The 21,706-nt window shown below is 29.2% G+C and carries 18 protein-coding genes; 14 read left to right on the forward strand and 4 right to left on the reverse strand.

Annotated elements, in window-relative coordinates; genetic code table 11:
- Positions 1-62: 62 nt before the first annotated feature.
- From WJW32_RS06215 to WJW32_RS06230, 4 genes are all read left to right on the forward strand, one after another.
- Positions 63-716 carry a response regulator transcription factor gene (locus WJW32_RS06215; protein ID WP_340256531.1) on the forward strand — a complete coding sequence of 218 codons (654 nt, stop codon included), beginning with the start codon at positions 63-65 and terminating at the stop codon, positions 714-716.
- On the forward strand, positions 717-2,117 hold the full coding sequence (locus WJW32_RS06220) for a sensor histidine kinase (RefSeq protein ID WP_340256534.1): 1,401 nt from the start codon (positions 717-719) through the stop codon (positions 2,115-2,117).
- A gap of 106 nt (positions 2,118-2,223) precedes the next feature.
- Positions 2,224-3,594: a hypothetical protein gene (locus tag WJW32_RS06225; RefSeq protein WP_340256537.1), complete on the forward strand. Its 1,371-nt coding sequence runs from the start codon at positions 2,224-2,226 to the stop codon at positions 3,592-3,594.
- 80 nt (positions 3,595-3,674) lie between these two features.
- Positions 3,675-4,268: a GNAT family N-acetyltransferase gene (locus WJW32_RS06230; RefSeq protein ID WP_340256540.1), complete on the forward strand. Its 594-nt coding sequence runs from the start codon at positions 3,675-3,677 to the stop codon at positions 4,266-4,268.
- Here the strand turns inward: WJW32_RS06230 and WJW32_RS06235 are convergent.
- The gene (locus WJW32_RS06235) at positions 4,243-5,643 is read right to left on the reverse strand and encodes a glycosyl hydrolase family 18 protein (protein WP_340256542.1); all 1,401 of its coding nucleotides are present in this window, start codon (positions 5,641-5,643) and stop codon (positions 4,243-4,245) included. The two genes, WJW32_RS06230 and WJW32_RS06235, sit on opposite strands and share 26 nt — an antisense overlap.
- Positions 5,644-5,721: 78 nt before the next feature.
- Entirely contained in the window at positions 5,722-6,765 is a 1,044-nt protein-coding gene (locus tag WJW32_RS06240) for a DNA polymerase IV (protein WP_340256545.1), read from the reverse strand.
- A 216-nt stretch (positions 6,766-6,981) separates the two neighbouring features.
- Here WJW32_RS06240 and WJW32_RS06245 point away from each other — a divergent pair, with 216 nt between their 5' ends.
- Positions 6,982-8,058: a M24 family metallopeptidase gene (locus WJW32_RS06245; protein ID WP_340256547.1), complete on the forward strand. Its 1,077-nt coding sequence runs from the start codon at positions 6,982-6,984 to the stop codon at positions 8,056-8,058.
- 362 nt (positions 8,059-8,420) lie between these two features.
- Here WJW32_RS06245 and WJW32_RS06250 read toward each other — a convergent pair whose 3' ends face one another.
- Together WJW32_RS06250 and WJW32_RS06255 are read right to left on the reverse strand one after the other, a co-directional pair.
- Positions 8,421-8,996: a glycoside hydrolase family 73 protein gene (locus WJW32_RS06250; protein WP_340256549.1), complete on the reverse strand. Its 576-nt coding sequence runs from the start codon at positions 8,994-8,996 to the stop codon at positions 8,421-8,423.
- 73 nt (positions 8,997-9,069) lie between these two features.
- A complete protein-coding gene (locus WJW32_RS06255; protein ID WP_340256550.1) occupies positions 9,070-10,047 on the reverse strand; it encodes a YbgA family protein in 978 nt (325 codons plus the stop codon).
- 199 nt (positions 10,048-10,246) lie between these two features.
- On the opposite strand from WJW32_RS06255, the gene WJW32_RS06260 reads away from it, so the two are divergent.
- From WJW32_RS06260 to hpdA, 9 genes are all read left to right on the forward strand, one after another.
- Complete coding sequence (locus WJW32_RS06260; RefSeq protein WP_340256551.1) at positions 10,247-11,356, forward strand: endonuclease/exonuclease/phosphatase family protein; 1,110 nt, start codon at positions 10,247-10,249, stop codon at positions 11,354-11,356.
- Between the two features lie 42 nt (positions 11,357-11,398).
- The gene (locus WJW32_RS06265; protein WP_340256553.1) at positions 11,399-12,355 is read left to right on the forward strand and encodes an alpha/beta hydrolase; all 957 of its coding nucleotides are present in this window, start codon (positions 11,399-11,401) and stop codon (positions 12,353-12,355) included.
- Between the two features lie 65 nt (positions 12,356-12,420).
- The gene (locus WJW32_RS06270; RefSeq protein ID WP_340256555.1) at positions 12,421-14,676 is read left to right on the forward strand and encodes an ATP-dependent Clp protease ATP-binding subunit; all 2,256 of its coding nucleotides are present in this window, start codon (positions 12,421-12,423) and stop codon (positions 14,674-14,676) included.
- Between the two features lie 395 nt (positions 14,677-15,071).
- On the forward strand, positions 15,072-16,010 hold the full coding sequence (locus WJW32_RS06275) for a DMT family transporter (RefSeq protein ID WP_340256557.1): 939 nt from the start codon (positions 15,072-15,074) through the stop codon (positions 16,008-16,010).
- 20 nt (positions 16,011-16,030) lie between these two features.
- Positions 16,031-16,654, forward strand: a complete 624-nt coding sequence (locus WJW32_RS06280) for a TrkA C-terminal domain-containing protein (RefSeq protein ID WP_340256559.1) — start codon at positions 16,031-16,033, stop codon at positions 16,652-16,654.
- A 107-nt stretch (positions 16,655-16,761) separates the two neighbouring features.
- Entirely contained in the window at positions 16,762-17,526 is a 765-nt protein-coding gene (murI, locus tag WJW32_RS06285; RefSeq protein ID WP_340256561.1) for a glutamate racemase, read from the forward strand.
- A gap of 183 nt (positions 17,527-17,709) precedes the next feature.
- A complete protein-coding gene (hpdB, locus tag WJW32_RS06290) occupies positions 17,710-20,421 on the forward strand; it encodes a 4-hydroxyphenylacetate decarboxylase large subunit (RefSeq protein WP_340256563.1) in 2,712 nt (903 codons plus the stop codon).
- A gap of 4 nt (positions 20,422-20,425) precedes the next feature.
- Positions 20,426-20,686: a 4-hydroxyphenylacetate decarboxylase small subunit gene (gene hpdC / locus WJW32_RS06295; RefSeq protein WP_340256565.1), complete on the forward strand. Its 261-nt coding sequence runs from the start codon at positions 20,426-20,428 to the stop codon at positions 20,684-20,686.
- A gap of 27 nt (positions 20,687-20,713) precedes the next feature.
- Positions 20,714-21,652, forward strand: a complete 939-nt coding sequence (hpdA, locus tag WJW32_RS06300; RefSeq protein ID WP_340256567.1) for a 4-hydroxyphenylacetate decarboxylase activase — start codon at positions 20,714-20,716, stop codon at positions 21,650-21,652.
- Positions 21,653-21,706: the final 54 nt, after the last annotated feature.

The raw sequence follows: 21,706 nt of genomic DNA on the forward strand, positions 1-21,706 counted from the left end.
ATTATAATATATAATAGATTTAATAAGAATAATGTAAAGAATAAAAGGAGAGTGCATTAAACTTGGAAAAAATATTAATAGTAGAAGATGATTTGGGGATTTCAGATTTAATAAAACTAAATTTAAATATGATAGGTTATAAAACAAAGCAAAGTTATGATGGGGAGGAAGCTCTGAAATTAATAGAAACAGAAAAATTTGACTTAATAATTCTAGATGTAATGCTACCTAAACTAGATGGTTTTAGCATAATGGAAAGAATAAATAATATGGGTATACCTGTAATATTTTTAACTGCTAAAGATTCGCTCTCAGATAGAGTAAAGGGACTAAAATTGGGAGCAGATGATTATATAGTAAAGCCATTTGAGGCAATAGAGCTTCTAGCAAGGATAGAGGTTATTTTAAAAAGGTATGGGAAAAAAAGTGATATTTTAAAATTTAAAGATTTAGAAGTTTTTTCAGAAGAAAGAATTATAAAAAAAAGTGATCAAATAGTAGATTTAACTGCAAAAGAATTTGATCTTTTAAAAATTTTAATTGAAAATAAAGGAATAGCTTTATCTAGAGAACAAATATTAGAGAAAGTATGGGGATATGAATATATGGGAGAAACAAGAACTGTCGATATGCATGTTCAAAAAATTAGAAAAAAACTTAACTTAGTTAAAGAGATAAAAACTATATATAAAGTAGGATATAGATTGGAGGACTAAATGAAATTTTGGCAGAAGATACTTATATATTCAGTAATTTTATTTTTAATTATGTTTAATATAGGAGCTTATTTTTTGATAGAAAATAGTCATAATTTGAGCTTGAAAAGAGAAGTAAATAGAGGTCTTAGTGATCACTTAAATGCTTACTTGGGAGTTAAAAGCATCATAACTTCAATAAAAGAGCCTGTGAGCGAAGAATTTATGTATTATATACTTAAAAACTATATGAAAAATTTTAAAGATGAAAAAACATATATAGAAATTTTAGATAGTAATAACAATGAGATTTTTAGTAATTTAAATTTTAATATAAAGGGAAATAGAGTAGAACTTAAAAATCTTATTTCTAATGAAAGAAGTTATATTATAAGAGACATAGGTGATAAAACATATATATTTGTAACAAACTTGTTAGAAGGAGATAGAGAAAATTTTAAATTTACATATATAAGAGATATAAGTTATGTTTACGAAGAAAGAAAAAAAGAGTATGCTTTTTTTATTAGATTAGAATTTATAATTTCTATTATCCTAGCTGGTGGAATGTATTTTTTAAGCAAGTATATAACAAGACCTATAGATAAATTAATAGATTCTACAAAAAGAATAAAAGAAGGGAAATTCTCAGAACGAGTCTGCATAAATTCTAATGATGAGATAGGTATTTTATCTGATAATTTTAATGAAATGGCATATGCTATTGAAGATAAAATACATGAACTTGAAAAAACAGTAAATCAAAAACAAAGATTTATAGATAACCTAACCCATGAATTAAAAACACCGTTGACTTCTATAATAGGGTATGCAGAATTTTTGATGACTACTAAATATAATGAAGAAGCATTTTTACTAGGAATGAGTTATATATTAAATGAAGGTAAAAGACTAAAAAAGCTTTCTGAAAAAATGATGGACTTAATATTATTTAAAAAAGAAAATTTTATAATGAAAAAGGAAAATATAAAAAATATACTTTTAGAAATAAAAGAAGTTTTAAGTCCTAAACTAAAAAGTAAAAACATAGATTTAGTTGTCTTTGGGAATGGATATGAAGTTTTAGTGGAAAAAGATTTAATCAAAAACTTAATTATAAATTTAATAGATAATGCTATAAAAGCTTCTAGTGATAGTTCTAGAATATATTTGAAAATGTATGTAAATGAAGAATCAAAAAAAGTAATTGAAGTTAAAGATGAAGGAATTGGTATGGATAAACAGGAGTTACATAAGGTGTTTGAACCTTTTTATATGGTTGACAAATCAAGAACAAGAGCTAATAACGGAGCTGGACTTGGACTTTCAATATGTGCAGAAATTGCTAAGGTGCATAATGCAAAATTAGAAATAGATAGTGAAATTAATAAGGGAACATGTATAAAAATAATATTTAATTAGATTTAAAAATAGAATTTCTTTTAAAAAGGAGTTCTATTTTTTTGATTAAACACAAAACTCATTATATATGCATATTATGTAAATTAAAAGAAAGGAGGGCTTAAAAATGTTAACAGGTGCCCATTATATTTATATGTTGTTTATATTAATTGTATTACTCACAATGTCATTAAAAAGAGATACACTTATTCCGTGTATAATAGGGGTATTTTGTATAGCCTTATACGCTAGTAATGATATTGTATTTTCTGTAGGAACTGTATTTAAATCATTTGTAGTAGCCACAAAAGAACTACTAGGGATAATACTTATAATATCTATTATAGTATCGCTTTCTAAGGTGCTAGAAGAAATAAAGGCTACACATCTTTTAGTAACTCCATTTGTTAAAGTAATAAAAAATAGAACTAGTGCATTCTTTTCAGTTGGAATTGTTATGTTAGTTTTATCGTGGTTTTTTTGGCCATCTCCTGCTACTGCTTTAGTTGGTGCAATATTTTTACCAATTGCATTAGAAGTGGGTCTTCCTGCAATAGGTGTGGCTATGGCGATAAACTTATTCGGGCATGGACTTGCACTATCAACTGACTTTGTAATACAAGGAGCTCCTACTATAACAGCATCAGCAGCAGGTGTTGGAGTATCCGATATTATAAAAGATGGTATGGTTTTGTATTGGACTATGGCTATAGTTTCAATTTCAATAGCATATTTTATGTTGAATAGAGACATTAAAAAAGGAAAAGTAGAGATACAAAAAAATATACACATATATGAAGATGAAGTTTATACAAAAGAAACTAAAATATCTGCATCACTAGTCGGAGTAGGATTTATACTAGATGTTATATGCATGTTAGTATTCGATTTAAAGGGAGGAGATGCTACTGCATTAGTTGGAGGAACGGCTGTATTATTACTAGTAATTGTTACATTTATAAACTATAAAAATAAATCCTTGGAAAAAGTAACAGAATATATACAGGGTGGATTTGGATTTGGAATAGATATATTTGGACCAATTATTCCAATAGCTGCGTTTTTTTATTTAGGTCAAATGAGTGCATTTACGGATGCAATAGGGGTGAATTTTTTACCGGCTTCATCTCAAGGAATATTGTCTGATATAGGCATAGCTTTATCTAACTCTGTACCTATGAATAAGGTTATGGTATGCTCAATAGAAAGTACTGTTGGAGCTATAACAGGACTTGATGGGTCAGGTTTTTCAGGAATATCTTTAGCTGGATCTTTAGCTAAGGTATTTTCACAGGCTGCAGGAGTTAAAGCATCTTCTTTAGCAGCACTAGGACAAATTACTGCAATTTGGGTAGGCGGAGGAACTGTAGTTCCTTGGGGATTAATACCAGCTGCTGCTATATGTGGAGTTTCTCCTGTTGAACTTGCTAGAAGAAATTTCGTTCCTGTAATGATAGGTATAGTTGTAACTACAGTTGTAGCTATGGTTGTGGTTTGATTTAAAAAAGTAAAATTTTAATCCCGTTACATAGAATTGGTACTAAGTGGTACAATATCTATGTAAGGGGGTTTTTTGTTATGAAAGAATTGATTTTAAAAGAAGATTATTCAAAGGAAAATCTAAAGTATGTATACAACGATTTATATTCTCAGTTTGAGAAAAGTGAATTAAAGGATAAAGAACAGTTTGATATATTGTTTAAAAATGATAATTACAAGCTTTTATTATGTTATGATGAAAGTAATTTAATAGGATATATTATAGTTTATATAGATTTTGAAACTAATTTGATGTGGCTTGATTACTTAGCTGTATTAGAGGAGTATCATTCTAGAGGGTATGGTACAAGAATGATTGAAACATTGAAAGAAAAGTACAAAAATTTAGAGGGTTGTATGATAGAGGTTGAAAAGGAAGACAATAAAGATATGAATACTTATAGAAGAATAAAGTTTTATGAAAACTTGGGGTGTATAAGGCTTAATGTTAATTATATTCTTCCCACAAAAGAATCAGGGCTTAGTATGCATTTATATTATCTTCCTTTTGGAAAAGAGATAATAAAAATGACTAAGGCCCTGAGTGTTATCAAATCAGCACACAATACTATCCATTCAGATATAACTCATGTAGCTGAAATATTTACTAAGATTGAGGAGTCACTATTATAGTTTTACTAGATTCGTGCCAAGTAATTTTATAATTAAAACTTTCAAATACATATCTTAAAGGTATATAAGTTCTACCATCCTTTATTATAGCTTTTGTATCCATTTGGACTTTTTGTTCGTCTAAATAGATGAAGTTTTTATCTATTGGAATTCTCAAGTTGTGATCACCTTTAGTTGCATGAACTATGCGATCGGAATTGTTGTAGGATACATCAACATCTATTGCTTCTAGTGCTTTTCTTATAGGCACTAGAGTTCTATTGTTTTCATCTATAAATGGAATACCTAGATTGTCAGATTTATCAAATGTCAATTCGTGATTATCAATTACAAAGTGTATTTTTTTATTTTTTTCATCAACATTTAGTTTTGATGTTTCTTTTATGACATCATTAATATTTTTTACAAGGCTAAGTTCATCTAAGGTATCTTCGTTTACATCAAATAGCATAACACCAGATGCTTTATTAAGAGCTAGTCTTGTTTTTTCTTTAACTGTGTTTATTCCATTGTAATAGTAGTTGATACCATCTATTGTAGATATATCCTTATATGCATTTTCTTTATTTTCTTTTACTATATCTCTATAAACCTTCCAAGTTGAATCGGTAGGATGTGCATAAAAAGGAATACCTATTACTATTTTTTCCTTAGGAACACCTCTGTTTAGCCAATAATCTATAGATGTATCTGAAAACCAAAATGGGCTATGTTGTTCGTTATTCATATCATAAGCCATTATACTTATCCAATCAAAGCTTTTTAAGCATTTAGGAGTTACTGCTTTAGATACTTCAGGTCCTTCTTCTTTAGACCAAGCTCCATTAAGTGCTGCTGTTAGGTATTTGTCATTTTTCTTTAATTCAGAATTAAGCTCTAAAATTAGTTTTTCATAGTTTAAAGAAGATTGTCCAAGGTCAGGGTATTCCCAATCGACTTCGACTCCATCTAGGTTGTACTCATCTACAAATTCAACTAAATTATGTATGAATTTTGATCTAAGCTTATCTGATGCAGCTATTTTTTCAAATCTATTATCTAGCGGAGCATAGGCTTCATCAAACCATCCACCAACAGCTATTAATACCTTTACATTATTCTCGTGACCTTTTTTTACTAGCTTTTTAAGTTCATCAGCTTTTTTTACTGGAACAAAAGAACCATCATCTTTTGGAATTAAAAAAGCATATATTATGTGAGTTACTTTATCGTATTGAATATTTGTTTCAACTGGATCTTTGAATAAATCTGAACAGTATGCAACTACTCTAAAATCATCTGTATTTTGTGCAAATATGTAATTTGGGTAAAGAGATACGTTTAATATGCAGATTAATGATATTATTACGCAAGAAAATCTTTTGAAAATATTCATATTATGTTCACCTCCGAATTTAGTTTAAATACAATAAAAATTATATCATATACATTAAAAGTAAATATTACAAAAGAATTACAAAAAAGTAAGTTGTTCTATTTTTTTATCCGAGAGGTTGGATACACTAAGACCTATAAGCCTTATATTATCATGTATATTTATTTCTTTTAATAAGTTGCATGCTATAGCGTATATTTCATTATAAGAATCCGTGTAGTGATGAATGGTTTTGCTCTTTGTATGACTAGAAAAATCTGATGTCTTTATCTTAATTGTAATAGTCTTAGATAACATATCTTGTTTTTTTAATGTAAATGATATGTCTTTGCTAAACGATGATAAGAAGTGCATAAGATATTCTATGTCGTCTGTATTTGATGAAAAAGTAGTTTCTCTTCCTAAAGATTTTGTCTCACGATTAGGCTGAACAGGTCTATTGTCTATACCTAAAAGCCTATTGTAAAGTTCCCAAGATTGATTCGAGAATAATTCTACAAAATAATCTTTTGGAAGATTTAATAAATCATTTACTGTATATACGCCTATATTGTTTAGCTTGTCTATTGTCTTTTTTCCTATTCCATAAATTATTTTTATAGAAAGTGGTTTTAGTATATCTGGAACCATTTCTTTTGTTATAATTTTAATTCCATCTGGTTTATTCCAATCTGAGCCAAGCTTTGCTAGAAATTTATTGTGAGATATTCCAACTGATATAGTAAGTCCTGTTTTTTTTAAAACTTCACTTTTTATATACTTTGCTATTTCGATTGGAGTGGTATCTATATCAGATACATCCAGGTAAGCTTCATCTATTGATAAAGGTTCCACAATGTTGGTTATGCTATAGAGAATATCGAATACTTGATTAGAAACTTCCTTGTATCTTGAGTATCTAATTGGTAAAAATATTCCATTAGGGCACTTTTGTGCAGCCATAAATCCTGGCATGGCAGACCTAACTCCATACTTTCTGGCTTCATAAGAGCATGTACAGACTACTCCTTTGCTAGTTCTACCTCCTACTATAACGGGTTTTCCTTTAAGAGAAGGATTATCTACTTGTTCAACACTTGCAAAGAAAGCATCCATATCAACATGTATAATTTTACGACTCATTGAATCACCTACTTGTCACAAAATAAGAACGTAAGTTCTGTTTTATTATATCATATTTAAATTAAATAACTTTAAAAATAAAATTTAAATTAAACAAAAATCAATCCATATTAAATAAACTACACATATAAGAAAAATTATGATAATATTTAAACATACATATATAGATACATAATATGTAAACATATGTAATAATTTGAATAGGAGGTAAAAAATATGAACAAAAAAAGACTTGATAAAGTGTTAAAAAAAATGGAATCTAAAAATATACCTCAAATGTTAGTATCAGATCCAGCTGCTATATTTTATTTAACGGGAAAATGGTTTCATCCAGGAGAGAGATTATTAGCTTTATATATAAATGTGAGTGGAGAAAATAAATTGTTTGTAAATGAACTATTTCCAGTAAATGAAGATTTAGGAGTTGAAATAGTTTGGTTTAATGATACTCAAGATGGTGTTGAGATTATATCAAAATATGTAGATAAAACAAATACTATGGGTATTGATAAAAACTGGCCAGCTCGTTTCTTATTAAGACTTATGGAACTTGAAGGTGGAAGTAAGTTTGTAAATGGTTCTATGATTTTAGATAGAGTTAGAATGTGCAAAGACGATGAAGAGAAGAATTTAATGAGAGAGGCATCAAGACTTAATGATATAGCTGTTGAAAAAATGATAGAGTCTGTACCAATGGATTTATCTGAGAAGAAGATGGCTGATTTATTAAGTAATATATATGAAGAAATAGGTGCTAATGGATTTTCATTTGATCCTATTATAGCTTATGGTGAAAATGCAGCAAATCCTCATCATGAACCAGGTAATTCTATGCTTAAAGAAGGGGATAGTATAATTATAGATATTGGATGTGTTAAAGATTCTTATTGTTCTGATATGACTAGAACAGTATTTTATAAGTCTGTGTCTGATAAAGCTAAAGAGGTTTATAATACTGTTTTAGAGGCTAATAAGAAGGCTATATCAATAGTTAAGCCTGGTGTTAAGTTTAGTGATATAGATTTAGCTGCTAGAAACTATATAGAAGATGCAGGTTATGGAAAGTATTTCACACATAGAACAGGACACTCAATAGGTATAGAAACACATGATTTTGGAGATGTTTCATCTGTAAATCAAGATGAGGTAGCGCCTGGAATGATATTCTCAATAGAGCCAGGTATATATATACCTGGAGAGGTTGGGGTTAGAATAGAGGATCTAGTGCTTGTTACTGAAGATGGATGTGAAGTTCTTAATAAATATAGTAAGGATATTAAGGTAATCGGATAAAACTATATAGTGTTTAATTCCAAAATGACACTCATTAAAATAACGCTACTTAGTCAATATTTTCATAAAACTAAAGATTATGTCTTATTAAATATCTTAAAACTTCATGAACTCGCTTTGCTCAAACAATGAAGTTTCTTAACAGATATTTAAACGCCATAATCTAAGTTTTATTGGAAAATATTAACCGAAAAGTAGCTAACATTTTAATGAGCGTCATTTTCAAATTATAGAGTAAATTGTATGATTTTCAACGTATACAAAACATTTATAAAAGAACAGAAGTAACAACTATTTTGAGCAACGGAGCCCGTAGGGATCGTTGGCGACATGAGTCAGTGAGTAGCGACTAGACGAATTTTTTAATCATACTCATATAATTTATACTTTTCTATTATTGATATAAGCTTTTGAGGGTAATTTGGATCTGTACAGTAGCCACATGAATAAAGTGCCATGGCTTGTTCTTTATAATCCTTACAATTTCTTAATGCCTCATATCTTTTAGCTTTTCCAAGCAAGTTGGTGTAGTCCTTAATAGAGTCTGAATATGAATCATAAGATCTAAAACTTTGAACTACTTCTATTTTTTTATTGTTTACAAATTCATTAGTCATAAAATCAACCTTATTTTTATAGCCTTTACCTGCCTTTATTCCAAATAAGTTTTTTCCTGTTTGTGTTAACTTAGAATTTCCCCAATTACTCTCAAGAATTGCTTGTGCTATTGTAATACTTGGATATATATTGTATTTTTTATAACCGTAGTGAGTTTTTGAGTGTATAAGTTGTATAAATTCATCTTTTGTTTCAAATTTTTCATTGTGTAGATCTGGTAGTGGCGTGGATGATTTGAATAATAAGAGTATCAATGTAGAGCTTAAAAGAAAAAAGAATGTTGATGTAATAATAAAACCTATACTTATTTTATTTTTCATTTGAATCTCCTTTATCATAATATATATAATTATATATTATGATAAGGTTTAATAAAATAATACAATAGTCATATCAAAGTGTTTTTCCAGAATCTCTAGTTTGTATCAACTCACTAGGAAATGGTTCAAATATAGTCTGATTATGCAAATACTCGTTTTCAAATCTCATAACCCAAGAATTTATCATAGTTAATGGAACACAAAATGGTATTTTTTTGTCGTTGTATTTTTCTAGAGTTTCTAAAAAAAAAGCTTTTTCGTTGTATGATAAATGTTTAGAGAAATATCCCAATAGATGAAGTAGCATATTGATATTTCTATTTGGTTTAGAGGGTATAGATAAAGCTTTGTTAAGATATATTTTATAATCTTTTATTATATTTGATATATCTTTTGATTCTGTATTAGCAGTTAATTTTCCCATCTTTTTTAAATATCCAGGACTGTGAGCCATTAAAAGGTATTTATTTTTACTTTGAAAATCTATAAGAGACTTTATAGTTTTGTCATTTTCTACATTCTTAAAATCTGACTTTGTAAATATCTTTGTCAAAAAATGCTCTCTGATATTGAAGTTAGTAAGTCTTCCTTCATCCTCAATAGCTATATTTGGAAAGTATTCATATATTTTGCTTGCGAATAATCCACTACCTTTATTTGGAAGGGAAGGTGATTTGCCGTGGGATTTATAAACTTTAACATCCTTTATACCGCAAGATGGAGAACGACTTTTTAAAATAAATCCATCTATGTCCTTATCAGATATTTCTTTTAGGAATGAATGAGAGAAAGAATTCATTTTTTCAGTTAAATCACCTCCGTCTTTAGAAAAAACCAAATTAAAATTCTCTTTATCATCCTTTGAAACCAGTCGTAAGGTATCTCTAGGAGTAGAAAGGCCTATACTAGTTTCAGGGCATACAGGAAGAAAATTAACATGAGATTGTAGACTTTTTATAAAATCGTTATTTATTTTAGATCCATCATATCTGCAATTATCGTGTTCTATACATTTACTGAGCACGATATTAGGAGTGGTGAAATCTTTCATGAAAAGTCTCCTTTCGTTTAAATGTTCTTATTATGATTTGTATTTTTTTGAGAATATATTTATTTAACTTTTATGCGTTAGCATAAAGCGAATTTTTTGATAATGCAAATTACTAAATAATGTTATATAATCTTATAATAAATACGAAATAATATTTATTAAATTAATTATAGTATGAAATTACTAAGGGGAGATAAGAATGTTTATAAAACTTACTTTAAGGATATCTATATTGTTAATAAGTTTATTTTTGTTATTCTTATTAGCAGTTGTTATTACAGATTATAGACCAGATAAAATTATTCCACTTGAGGTTAAAGGTAATAAAGAAAAAATAGTAAAATTAGATAATGTTATGAGTATAACTACATTTAATACGGGATTTGGAGGACTTGATAAAAACCAAGATTTTTTCATGGATGGAGGTAAACTATCAAGGTCATACAGCAAGGAAAAAACTTATGAAAATATAGATGGGGTAGCAAATTATTTAAAAAATAAAAATTCTGATTTTTTCTTTGTTCAAGAAATAGATGAAAAGGCTACTAGAACTTATTACATAAACGAGTACGAAAAAATAAATGAAAAGCTTGATAAATATAGTAATTCATATGCTTATAACTATAAAGTTTTATGGATTCCTGTGCCTGTTAAAAAGCCTCATGGATATGTAAAGGCGGGTCTTTCTAGTTTTTCAAAATATGATGTAAGTAAGGCTACGAGATATCAATTGCCAGGTAAAGAGCGTTTTGAAAGACAACTATTTTTATTAGATAGATGTTTTATAGAAAGTAGACTTAAGGTAGATGGTTCTGATAAAGAGCTTGTATTAATAAATACACATTTATCAGCTTATGATAAGGGTGGAGTTGTAAGAAAACAACAATTATCTTATTTGAAACAACATATACAAAATGAGTACGATAAAGGAAATTATGTTTTGGTAGGAGGAGATTGGAATCATAAGCTTTGTAAGACAAGTTTCAAAAGTGAGGTAGAAAATAAGTGGATGCAGGAGATGCCTATTGATTTTAAGCCAGACAATTTCAAATGGGGGGTTGACCCTAGTATTCCAACTGTAAGAAGTCTTGATTCTCCTTTTAAAGATGGATATAATTTTGTTGAAACTATAGATGGTTTTTTGGTTTCTGATAATATAGAAGTATTAGATGTAAAGGGTGATAATTTGGGATTTGAGTATAGTGATCATAATCCTGTGACTATGGAGTTCAAATTAGAAAATTCGCTTGATGCTAACGCATCGCTCATATCGCCAACGAGTCCTCCGGGCTCCGTTGCTCAAAAATAGTTGCAAGTATAGTTCTTTCATAATTAACATGAGGGAAATTATATGATTTTCTCAGGAATAAAAGTTGAGGGTGATATTATGGTTGAGGAATTTAAGGTTAAAGGTGATGATGGGGTTAGTATTACTGTTCATAAGTGGGCAGATGTAGAAAATTTAAGAGGATCTGTTTTGATACTTCATGGTATGGCTGAGCATTCTTTGAGATATGATGAGTTTAGTAGGATGTTAAACGATAATGGATATGTTGTGTATGGATGTGATCATAGAGGTCATGGTAAAACAGGTACAGAATACAATCAATTAGGACATTTTGATGAAAATGAATGGCATAAAATAGTAAGTGATATAAATAATATAATAGATTATATTAAAAAAGAAAACAATAAGCCGCTTATATTACTTGGCCATAGTATGGGGTCTTTATTAGCTAGAACTTGTATTCAAGAATTTCCAGATGAATTTAGCGCTGTTATTTTATCTGGAACAACAATAGGAGGGAATTTTGTAAAAAGAAATATGGGATATATGATATCTAAAATATATGCAAGTATATATGGGTATAATAAAAAAGCATATCTTATGGATAAATTGACTTTTGGAAACTACAATAAATCCTTTTATCCTAATAAAACAGAGTTTGACTGGTTATCTTCAGATGAAGACAAGGTTGATAAATATACTAAAGATAGTTTATGCGGATTTATATGTAGTGCAGGGTTATATGTTAATCTATTAAAAGCCGTAAATTTAACTATAAACAAACATAATATAAATAAGATATCCAAAAAATTGCCTGTATTAATATTATCAGGAGACAATGATATGGTTGGATCAAATTCAAAGGATGTAGTGAAATTATATAATGCATATAAAAAAGCAGGCATTGAAAACATAGAATTGAAGATATATGAAAATGGAAGACATGAGATGCTAAATGAATTGAATAGATATGAAGTATATGAAGATATAATTAGATGGATAGGAAATATAGAGTATTGATGGATAAAAATATATATTATAAAATATAATTATTATTTTAGTATTAGTTATGGAGATGATTTGATATGAAATTATGTTCGAAATGCAACAAGAATATAGCTGTTGTATTTACATCTACGATTGAAAATGGTAAATCAGAGATGAAAGGGTTATGTATAGAATGCGCTAAAAAAAGTGGTCTTCCAATAATAGATCAATTAATGCAGCAAACTGGTATGAATGAAGAAGATATAGAAAATTTAACAGGACAGATGAATTCGGTAATTGAGGGCATGGATTTGGAAGATTTGGATGAAAGTAGTATGTTCTCGAAGATGATGAACAGTACAATGCCTAAAAACGAAGAGGAACAAGAATACATGGATAATGAAGAAGATTCTAATGAAAAAACAGATAAAAAAAATAAAAAGAAAAAAAACAAGGATAAACATCTTAGACAATATGGAACTAACTTAACTGAAAAAGCAAAAAACAATGAAGTTGATAGAATAATTGGAAGAAATAGAGAAATAGATAGAGCTATACAGATATTAAATAGAAGAAATAAAAATAATCCTATATTAATAGGAGAGCCTGGCGTTGGTAAAACTGCTATAGCAGAGGGGCTTGCAGTTAGAATAGTTCAAAAAGAGGTTCCAGCAAAATTATTTGATGCTCAGATATATCTTCTAGATTTAACTGCTGTTATTGCGGGAACTCAGTTTAGAGGTCAATTTGAAGGTAGAATGAAGAATATAATAAAGGAAGCTAAAGAAAATGAGAATGTTATACTCGTAATAGATGAGATACATAATATTATGGGTGCAGGTGAAGTTCAAGGTGGAGCTATGAATGCTGCAAACATATTAAAGCCATCGCTTGCTAAAGGAGAAATTCAATTAATAGGAGCTACAACTCTTGAAGAATATAAAAAGCATATAGAAAAGGATGCAGCTCTTGAGAGAAGATTCCAGCCTGTATTAGTTGAGGAACCTACTGTTGATGAAACTATAGAGATTTTAAAAGGTATTAAAGGATATTATGAGGATTATCATAATGTTAAGATATCGGATGAAGTAATAGTTGCAGCAGCTACTCTATCAAAGAGATATATAACAGATAGATTTTTACCTGATAAAGCTATAGACATAATAGATGAGGTTGGTTCGAGAGCTAATTTAAAGAATCAAGGTCTTATAGAGATACAAGCCTTAAAAGAAGAATTAGAAAAAATTCAAATAGAAAGAGAAGAAGCATCAAATAGCAATGATTATGAAAAAGCAGCAGAGTGTAAGATGAAGGAATGCAAGATAGAACAAGATATTAAAGAGATAGAGGAAAAGTGTTCGGATGTAGAGATTACAGTAGAGGATGTTGCTTTTGTTATAGAGTCTTGGACTAAGATTCCTGTTCAAAAGATTACTCAATCAGAGGCTGCTAAGCTTTTGAATTTAGAAAATAGACTTCATAAAAGAGTAATAGGTCAGCATAATGCCATTGCAAGCATATCAAAGGCTATAAGACGTAATCGCTCTGGATTTAGAAAAAAGAAAAAACCATCGTCATTCATATTTGTAGGACCTACTGGAGTTGGTAAAACAGAACTTGTAAAAACTTTAGCAGTTGAACTATTTGGAAGTGAGGAATCACTTATAAGAATAGATATGTCAGAATATATGGAAAAGCATACGGTTTCAAAATTAATAGGAGCTCCTCCAGGATATGTTGGATATGATCAGGGTGGTCAGTTAACAGAAAAAATAAGAAGAAAGCCTTATTCTGTTATACTTTTAGATGAAATAGAAAAGGCCCATGAAGATGTATTTAATATGTTACTTCAAATACTTGAAGATGGAAGACTTACTGATAGTCAAGGTAGAACTGTATTCTTTGAAAATAGTGTTATAATAATGACTTCTAATGCTGGAACTAACTTTAAAACAAGTTCTATAGGGTTTAATAGTGATGGATATGACGAACTTGAGACTAGAGTTAATGATGCTTTAAAGAAGATATTTAGACCAGAATTTTTAAATAGGATAGATGAGACGATAGTGTTTACTAAACTTAATAAGGATGAACTATCTAAAATAATAGGATTAATGATAAATGAGGTAGTTGAAGAAGCTGAAGAAAAGAATATGACTATAAATATTTCTGATGAGGTTAAAGAATTTATACTTGAAAAAGGATATGATGACAAGTATGGTGCTAGACCTTTAAGAAGAACTATTCAAAAGTATATAGAAGATGATATAGCAGAAAAATACCTTAAAGGTGAATTAAATGAAGGTGCTTGTATAAATATAGAAATAAAAGATGGAAAAGTATTAATAAGCTAACAAGAGAGTCGAGATTAATAACTAAATTTAGATGGTTAAGCTAAAAATTACGCTCACCGAAATAACGATACTTAATTAACATTTTAATAAAACTAAAGATTATGCCGTATGAAATATCCTAAAAGTTCTAAACTTCCGTTGGTCAGACAACGAACTTTCTTAACGGGTATTTTAACAGCATAATCTAAGTTTAATAGTAAAATGTTAATCAAAAGTATCTAACATTTCAATAAGCGTAATTTTTTTATATAGTTATTTAGAGTTCGTGTAAATCTAAGAAAAAATATTTTTAAATATATAAAAACCAATATCAATAACCTTTACACATATCTTATAAAGTAATATACTTGAACTTGGAGCTCTTTAAATTAATAAGAGGAAAAGAAGGGGTATATATGAAAACTAAAATTTATTCAATTATCGCAATAATGTTAAGTGTTACTATGTGGGGGCTATCTTTTTTAAGCATAAAGATAACTTTAAATGTATTTGGACCTATGACGCTTGCAGCGCTCAGGTTTTTGATTGCATCAATTATATTGTTCGTGGTAATGAAAATAAAGGAGCCGGATACTAAGCTTCAAAGAGAAGATGTAAAGTGTATGGCCACAGCTGGTATTGTTGGAGTATCTATATATTATTGCTTGGAGAATTATGGTATTAAATATATAAGTTCATCGCAGGCATCTTTGATAACAGGAACTATACCAATATTTTCTTTGATAGTTGATAGTGTTATATTAAAAAATAAGCTTAGTGTTAACAATATCATAGGAGTTTTACTATCTGTATTTGGAATATATTTCATAATAGGGGGAAATATAAGATTGGAATCAAGTGAACTATTAGGATATATATTCATGTTTGGATCTGTTTTTTCATGGGTGTTCTATAATTATGCAACTAAGAATTTATTTGAAAAATACTCACAATTAGCTATTGTATTTTATCAAATAATATTTGGAACAATAGTATTGATTCCATTTGCATTATTTGAAAATAACAACTGGAATTTGATGAATAACGTTGTGGTATATAACTTTTTATATCTTGCTTTATTTTGTTCTGCTATTGCATACGTTTTGTATATGTATGCTTTAGAAAATCTTGGTTCTACAGTTACAACATTATATTTGAATTTTGCACCTATTGTAACGGTTTTAGGAGGATATTTTATATTCAATGAAGTTATGAATAAAAATCAAATGATAGGAGTAATACTGATAGTATCATCTGTTTATGTGGTTAATTTAAAAATATCATATTATGATATTTCACAAATGATAAAATATAAGACAATAAATTACAAGTCAAAAAATTTTGATTCAAAATAATATAGCAGGGGGAACATATTATGAGTGAACGTATTTCGATTCCTAGATACATAAAAATAGCACTTGATGTAGCTACTCGTATTTATAAAGGAAGCATACATGAAGGAGAAAAATTAAGAGGACGGTCTATACTAGCTTCTGAATATAATGTATCTCCTGAAACTATAAGAAAAGCTATGAAAGTTTTAGAGGATAGAGAAGTGGTTAGGGTTAGCAAGGGGAGTGGAATAATTGTATTATCAAAATATAAAGCAGGAGAAGTTATCCAAAGCTTTAGAAATAGTGAAGAGACAATAAGCGATTTAAGACATAGGCTTAAAAATTTCATGGATGAAAAAAAAGAAATAGAAAAAAAAATACAGGAAACTATGGAAAAAATTATAGATTTATATAAATTTAAAAGATCTGACATAATAGATCCTATGCAAATTCAACTTAAAGAAGATTATCATATTATAGGAAAGACCATAGGAGAATGCAAAATATGGGAAAATACAGGTGCTACTATATTAGGAGTTTTAAGAAATGGTAATATGATTTTGTCTCCTGGTCCTAATCTTGAATTTAAGGCAGGAGATAGCTTGATATTAGTAGGAGACTTAGGTGTTACTGATAAAATAAATAAATACTTAAGAATTGTATAGATAAAGTGAAACTTAATTCAGATGGAGTTTTTACTTCAAATGAATTTTAGTTCTCGGATAAACTAAATTATGATATAATATGTTGGTGAATTTTAGGGGGTGATATAATGAAAAATCTACCTATAGGTGTGTTTGATTCGGGTATGGGTGGTATTAGTGTTCTAAGAGAAATAAAAAAACTGATGCCCAATGAAGATTATATATACTACGGTGATTCTAAAAATATACCTTATGGCAAAAAAACTAAAGAAGAACTAGAAAAAATATGTCTAGATATTGGAGATTATTTTGTAGATAGAGGTGTTAAATCTATAGTTATAGCTTGTAATACAGCAACTAGCGCTGTTGTAGATAAATTTAGAAATAGGTATAAAATACCTATTATAGGGATTGAACCTGCTTTAAAACCTGCTGTTGAAACGTATGAAAGTGGAAAAATTGTAGTTTTAGCTACAGAAGTGACTTTGAAAGAAAAGAAATTCAATTTACTTATGAACCAATATAAAGATGAAGCTGAAATTCTTAAAATTCCAGCTCCAAAACTGGTAACTGTTGTAGAAAGTGGTATTACAGAAGGTGTTGAAGCGGAAGAAGCTATAAAAGAACTATTTAAAGATGTTAATATAAATGAAATATCTTCAATTGTACTTGGATGTACACACTACATATTTTTAAGAAATGCTATAAAAAAGGTATTAGGTGAGAGCGTGAAGCTTATAGATGGTGGCTATGGGACCGCACACAATTTGAAAAATATTTTATCTAGTATGGATATGTTATGTGATAATGATATAGATGGTCGTGTAGAGGTTGTAAATTCATCAGAAGATGAATCTAAAATAGGGCTATCTTATAAACTATTGAATATATAAACATATAATAAGGAGCTGTGTTGAGATGATTTTAAAAATCATTTTGATGCAGTTCTTTTTTTTATATATATCGACAAGGTATCCCTAATTTTCACATTAATTCAGAAGGGTTTTGTGATAGGGAAATTGAAATACTTATATAGGTATTGAAGTTAATTAATTAAAAAAGGGGAGCTAGTTGATATGGATGAAAGTAGAAGAATGAAGTTAGAAGATATTTTGGCTTCGAAGGGATTGTCAATAAACTATCAATCAGGAGGAGAAGCTCCAAATTGTATGGTAGATAGAGAAATAAAAAAAGAGCCTACTACTAGAGCAAAAAAGTTAAGAGATATATATTATAATACTCTTTCAACCACAGATATGGAATTTCCATATTGGTATAATCGTAAATGGAAAGAACTAGATGGTGAAGTGACTATAGTTAGAAGAGCTATAGCTTTAAAAGAAGCATTCTCGCATTTGACACCAAATATTATACCTGGTGAAAAGTTAGTTATGCAAAAGACATATAACTACAGAGGTTCATTTCCTATGCCCTGGCTGTCGGAAGGATTCTTTGTAGCTAATCAAAGCGAACTTAAAGAATCACCAAGTGAAAGTGCTGATGAATTAAGTGAATTTGGACAAGGTGGAGGAAATGTTACTAAAAGTTTTGGAAATGTAGTATCTATTGCTGGTAAGTTTGGAATGAGAAAAGAAGAAATACCAGTATTATTAAAGATAGCAAATGAATGGGTAGGGAAATCAGTAGAAGATTTAGGTAGAAAATATGAAAAAATGGTTCCTGATTATGAAGTGAAAGAAAATATAATGAAAAGTCTTGTGTGTATGTTTGATTCAGGATTTACACTTCCACAAGGAAGAGAGGTAATAAATTATTATTATCCACTACAATATGGGTTTGATGGCTTGATAAAAATGGCAAAGGAATGTAAAGATGACGTTGCAGGTAAAGCTGATGGTGATGGAATTATAGGAATGGATAGACTTTATTTTTATGAAGCTGTAATTCATATAATAGAAGGTATTCAAAATTGGATATTAAATTATGCAAAACACGCAAGAGAACTTGAGAAAAAGTCAAATGATCAGATTCAAAGGAAAGAGTATGCACAAATAGCTGAGTGCTTAGAGTGGATTGCGCATAAGCAGCCACGTAATTTTAGAGAAGCACTTCAATTAACATATACTCTTCATATTGCAGTACTTAATGAAGATGCTATATCAGGTCTTTCAATAGGAAGACTTGGACAAATATTATATCCTTGGTATGAACAAGATATAAAAGCTGGAATAATTACAAAAGAAGAAGTACTAGAGCTTATGGAGCTTTATAGAATAAAAATAACAGCAATAGATTGCTTTGCATCTACTGGTGTTGTTGGTGGAGTTCTATCTGGAAATACATTTAATAACTTAACTATTGGAGGGCTTACAAGAAAAGGACAAAGTGCTACAAATGATTTAGAAATGCTTATAGTAGAAGCTGGAATGACTTGTGAAACGCCACAACCTACATTATCAGTTCTGTATGATGAGAAGTTACCTGAAAAATTCTTATTAAAATGTGTAGAGTGTGATAAAACAGGTGCTGGATATCCAGCTTGGATGAATAATAGAGGTGCTATTGAATTTTTGATGAATCAATATGCAGAAGAAGGAATGACAATAGAAGAAGCCAGATCCGTTGCTATAGGTGGATGTCTTGAAACTTCTCCGTGTACTTGGAAGGAACTTGTTTTAAACGGTAAAAAATATGAAATACCAGGTGGAGCAGGTCATCCAACAAGTGTAGGGGTTCACTTTGTTGCAAATCCTAAAATATTAGAATTAGTATTGATGAACGGAAAAGATCATAGAACAGGAATTCAAGTATTAAATCCTCATAATAAAAAGCTTGAAACTTATGAAGAATTATTTGATGCATTCAAGGCTTACTATGAAAAATCAGTAGATGTACTTGCAAAAACTAATAATGTACAGCATGATATATGGCGCAAACAAAATATGTCAGTAGTTAACTCATTCTTAAAACCAGATTGTCTTTCAACAGGACAGCATATTGGAAATTTAGGATATAGATATAATGCAACATTTAATGTGGAAAGCTGTGGAACAGTTACTATGGTTAACTCGTTAGCAGGTTTTAAAAAGGTTGTATACGATGATAAAAAATATACTATTGAAGAAATGAAGGATGCTATACTTAACAATTTTGGATTTAAAAAAGCAGATGAAATAGGAAGCTACTCTCTTTCTGATCAACAAAAAGAAGACATGAGTGGGAAATATGATGATATATATGGAATGTGCTTAATTGCTCCTAAATATGGTAATGCAGATTCATATGTAGATGATATTTTAAGAGAATATGAAGAATGGTTCTGTGAAATGTGCCGTGGAGTTGAATCTTTATATGGAAAACCTATGTATGCATGTCAAATATCAGTTTCTACTCATGGAGCACAAGGAGGAGCAACTCTTGCAACACCAGATGGAAGACTTGCAGGAACTACTTATGCAGATGGTTCTATGTCAGCATATCCAGGAACTGATAAAAATGGACCATATGCTTTATTTGAATCAGCAACAGTTTGGGATCATTCAACATCTCAAAATTCTCAAATGAACTTAAAGATACATCCAAGTGCTCTAAAAGGAGTTCAGGGAACTAAAAACTTATTAGATTTAACAAGAGCGTATATGAGAAAAGGAGGATTTCATATACAATACAACATTGTAGATTCTAAAATATTAAAGGTTGCTCAGGAAAAGCCTGAAGAGTATAGAGATCTTATGGTAAGGGTTGCAGGATTCACTCAATATTGGTGTGAAATAGGTAAGCCTATACAAGATGAAGTTATAGCAAGAACAGAATATGAAGGGGTGTAAAACTATGGGAAAATCAAAACACAATGATTGTTTAAATTGTTCTCCTATTGATGCAGCAAAGGGGATTTGTAGAATAACAAATGAAATGGTTAATATAGATAGTGATATATGTAATAGATTTGAACCTGTTCCTAAATGTAAAAATTGTGAATATTTCAAAGAAGAAAAAGAAGATAATTTAGGAACATGTACAGGACTTGAAAAAGAGGATTGGACTTTTGGTGATTTAAGTGCAATAACATGCAAAGGGCACAAGTTTAAATAATAAAAGAAGGTAATGGGGGACTTTGAGATGAATAATGACATGAAAGGAATGATATTTGATATACAGAGTTTTTCGGTACATGATGGACCAGGTTGTAGGACAACTGTTTTTATGAGTGGATGTCCTTTGAAATGTGAATGGTGTGCTAATCCAGAAAGTTGGGATAAAAAACAACATATCATGTTTAGTGAAGGAACTTGTAAATATGAAAAAGGATGTAATATATGTAGAAATAAGTGTTTGGATGGAGGATTGACTTTTGATGAAAATAATAAGCCTCAGTTAAATTGGAATATATGTAAAAATTGTAAAATGTTTGAATGTAGTAATGCATGTTACTATAATGCATTGAAAGTATGTGGTAAGGAGTATGAAATATCAGAATTAATAAAAATACTTGCCAGAGATAATCATTCTTGGAGCAGCAATGGAGGAGTTACATTTAGTGGAGGAGAGCCATTTTTTCAAAGTGAATTTTTAATAAATACTTTAATAGAATGTAAGAATAATTATTTTCATACAGCAATAGAAACTACAGCGTATATAGATAATAATACTTTTTTAAAAGCAATGAAATATATAGATTTTGTATTTATTGATTTAAAACATATGGATAGAGAAAAGCATAAACAAAAGACTGGAGTTTACAATGATTTAATTTTGGAAAATATAAAATCACTTGCAAATTCGAATAAAAGAATAGTTCTAAGAATGCCTGTAATAAGAGATTTTAATGATACATATCAAAATATAATTGATACTATCTCTTTCATGAAACAAAATAATTTAATCGAAATAAATATACTTCCATTTCATAGATTAGGAGAATCTAAATGGAAACAATTAGGGAATGAATATAAATATAAATACGAAGAAGGTACGCCTATGAAAAAATTGGAAGAGATACAGGATTTATTCTTAGAGAATGATATAGCTTGCTATATAGGTCATGATACTGTATTTTAAGATGATTTAAAATATAAAAGGCAGTTTTAAAATAGAAATTAATTTCTATTTCAA

This window comes from Tepidibacter sp. Z1-5, assembly GCF_037844525.1.
Lineage (GTDB): Bacteria > Bacillota > Clostridia > Peptostreptococcales > Peptostreptococcaceae > Tepidibacter_A.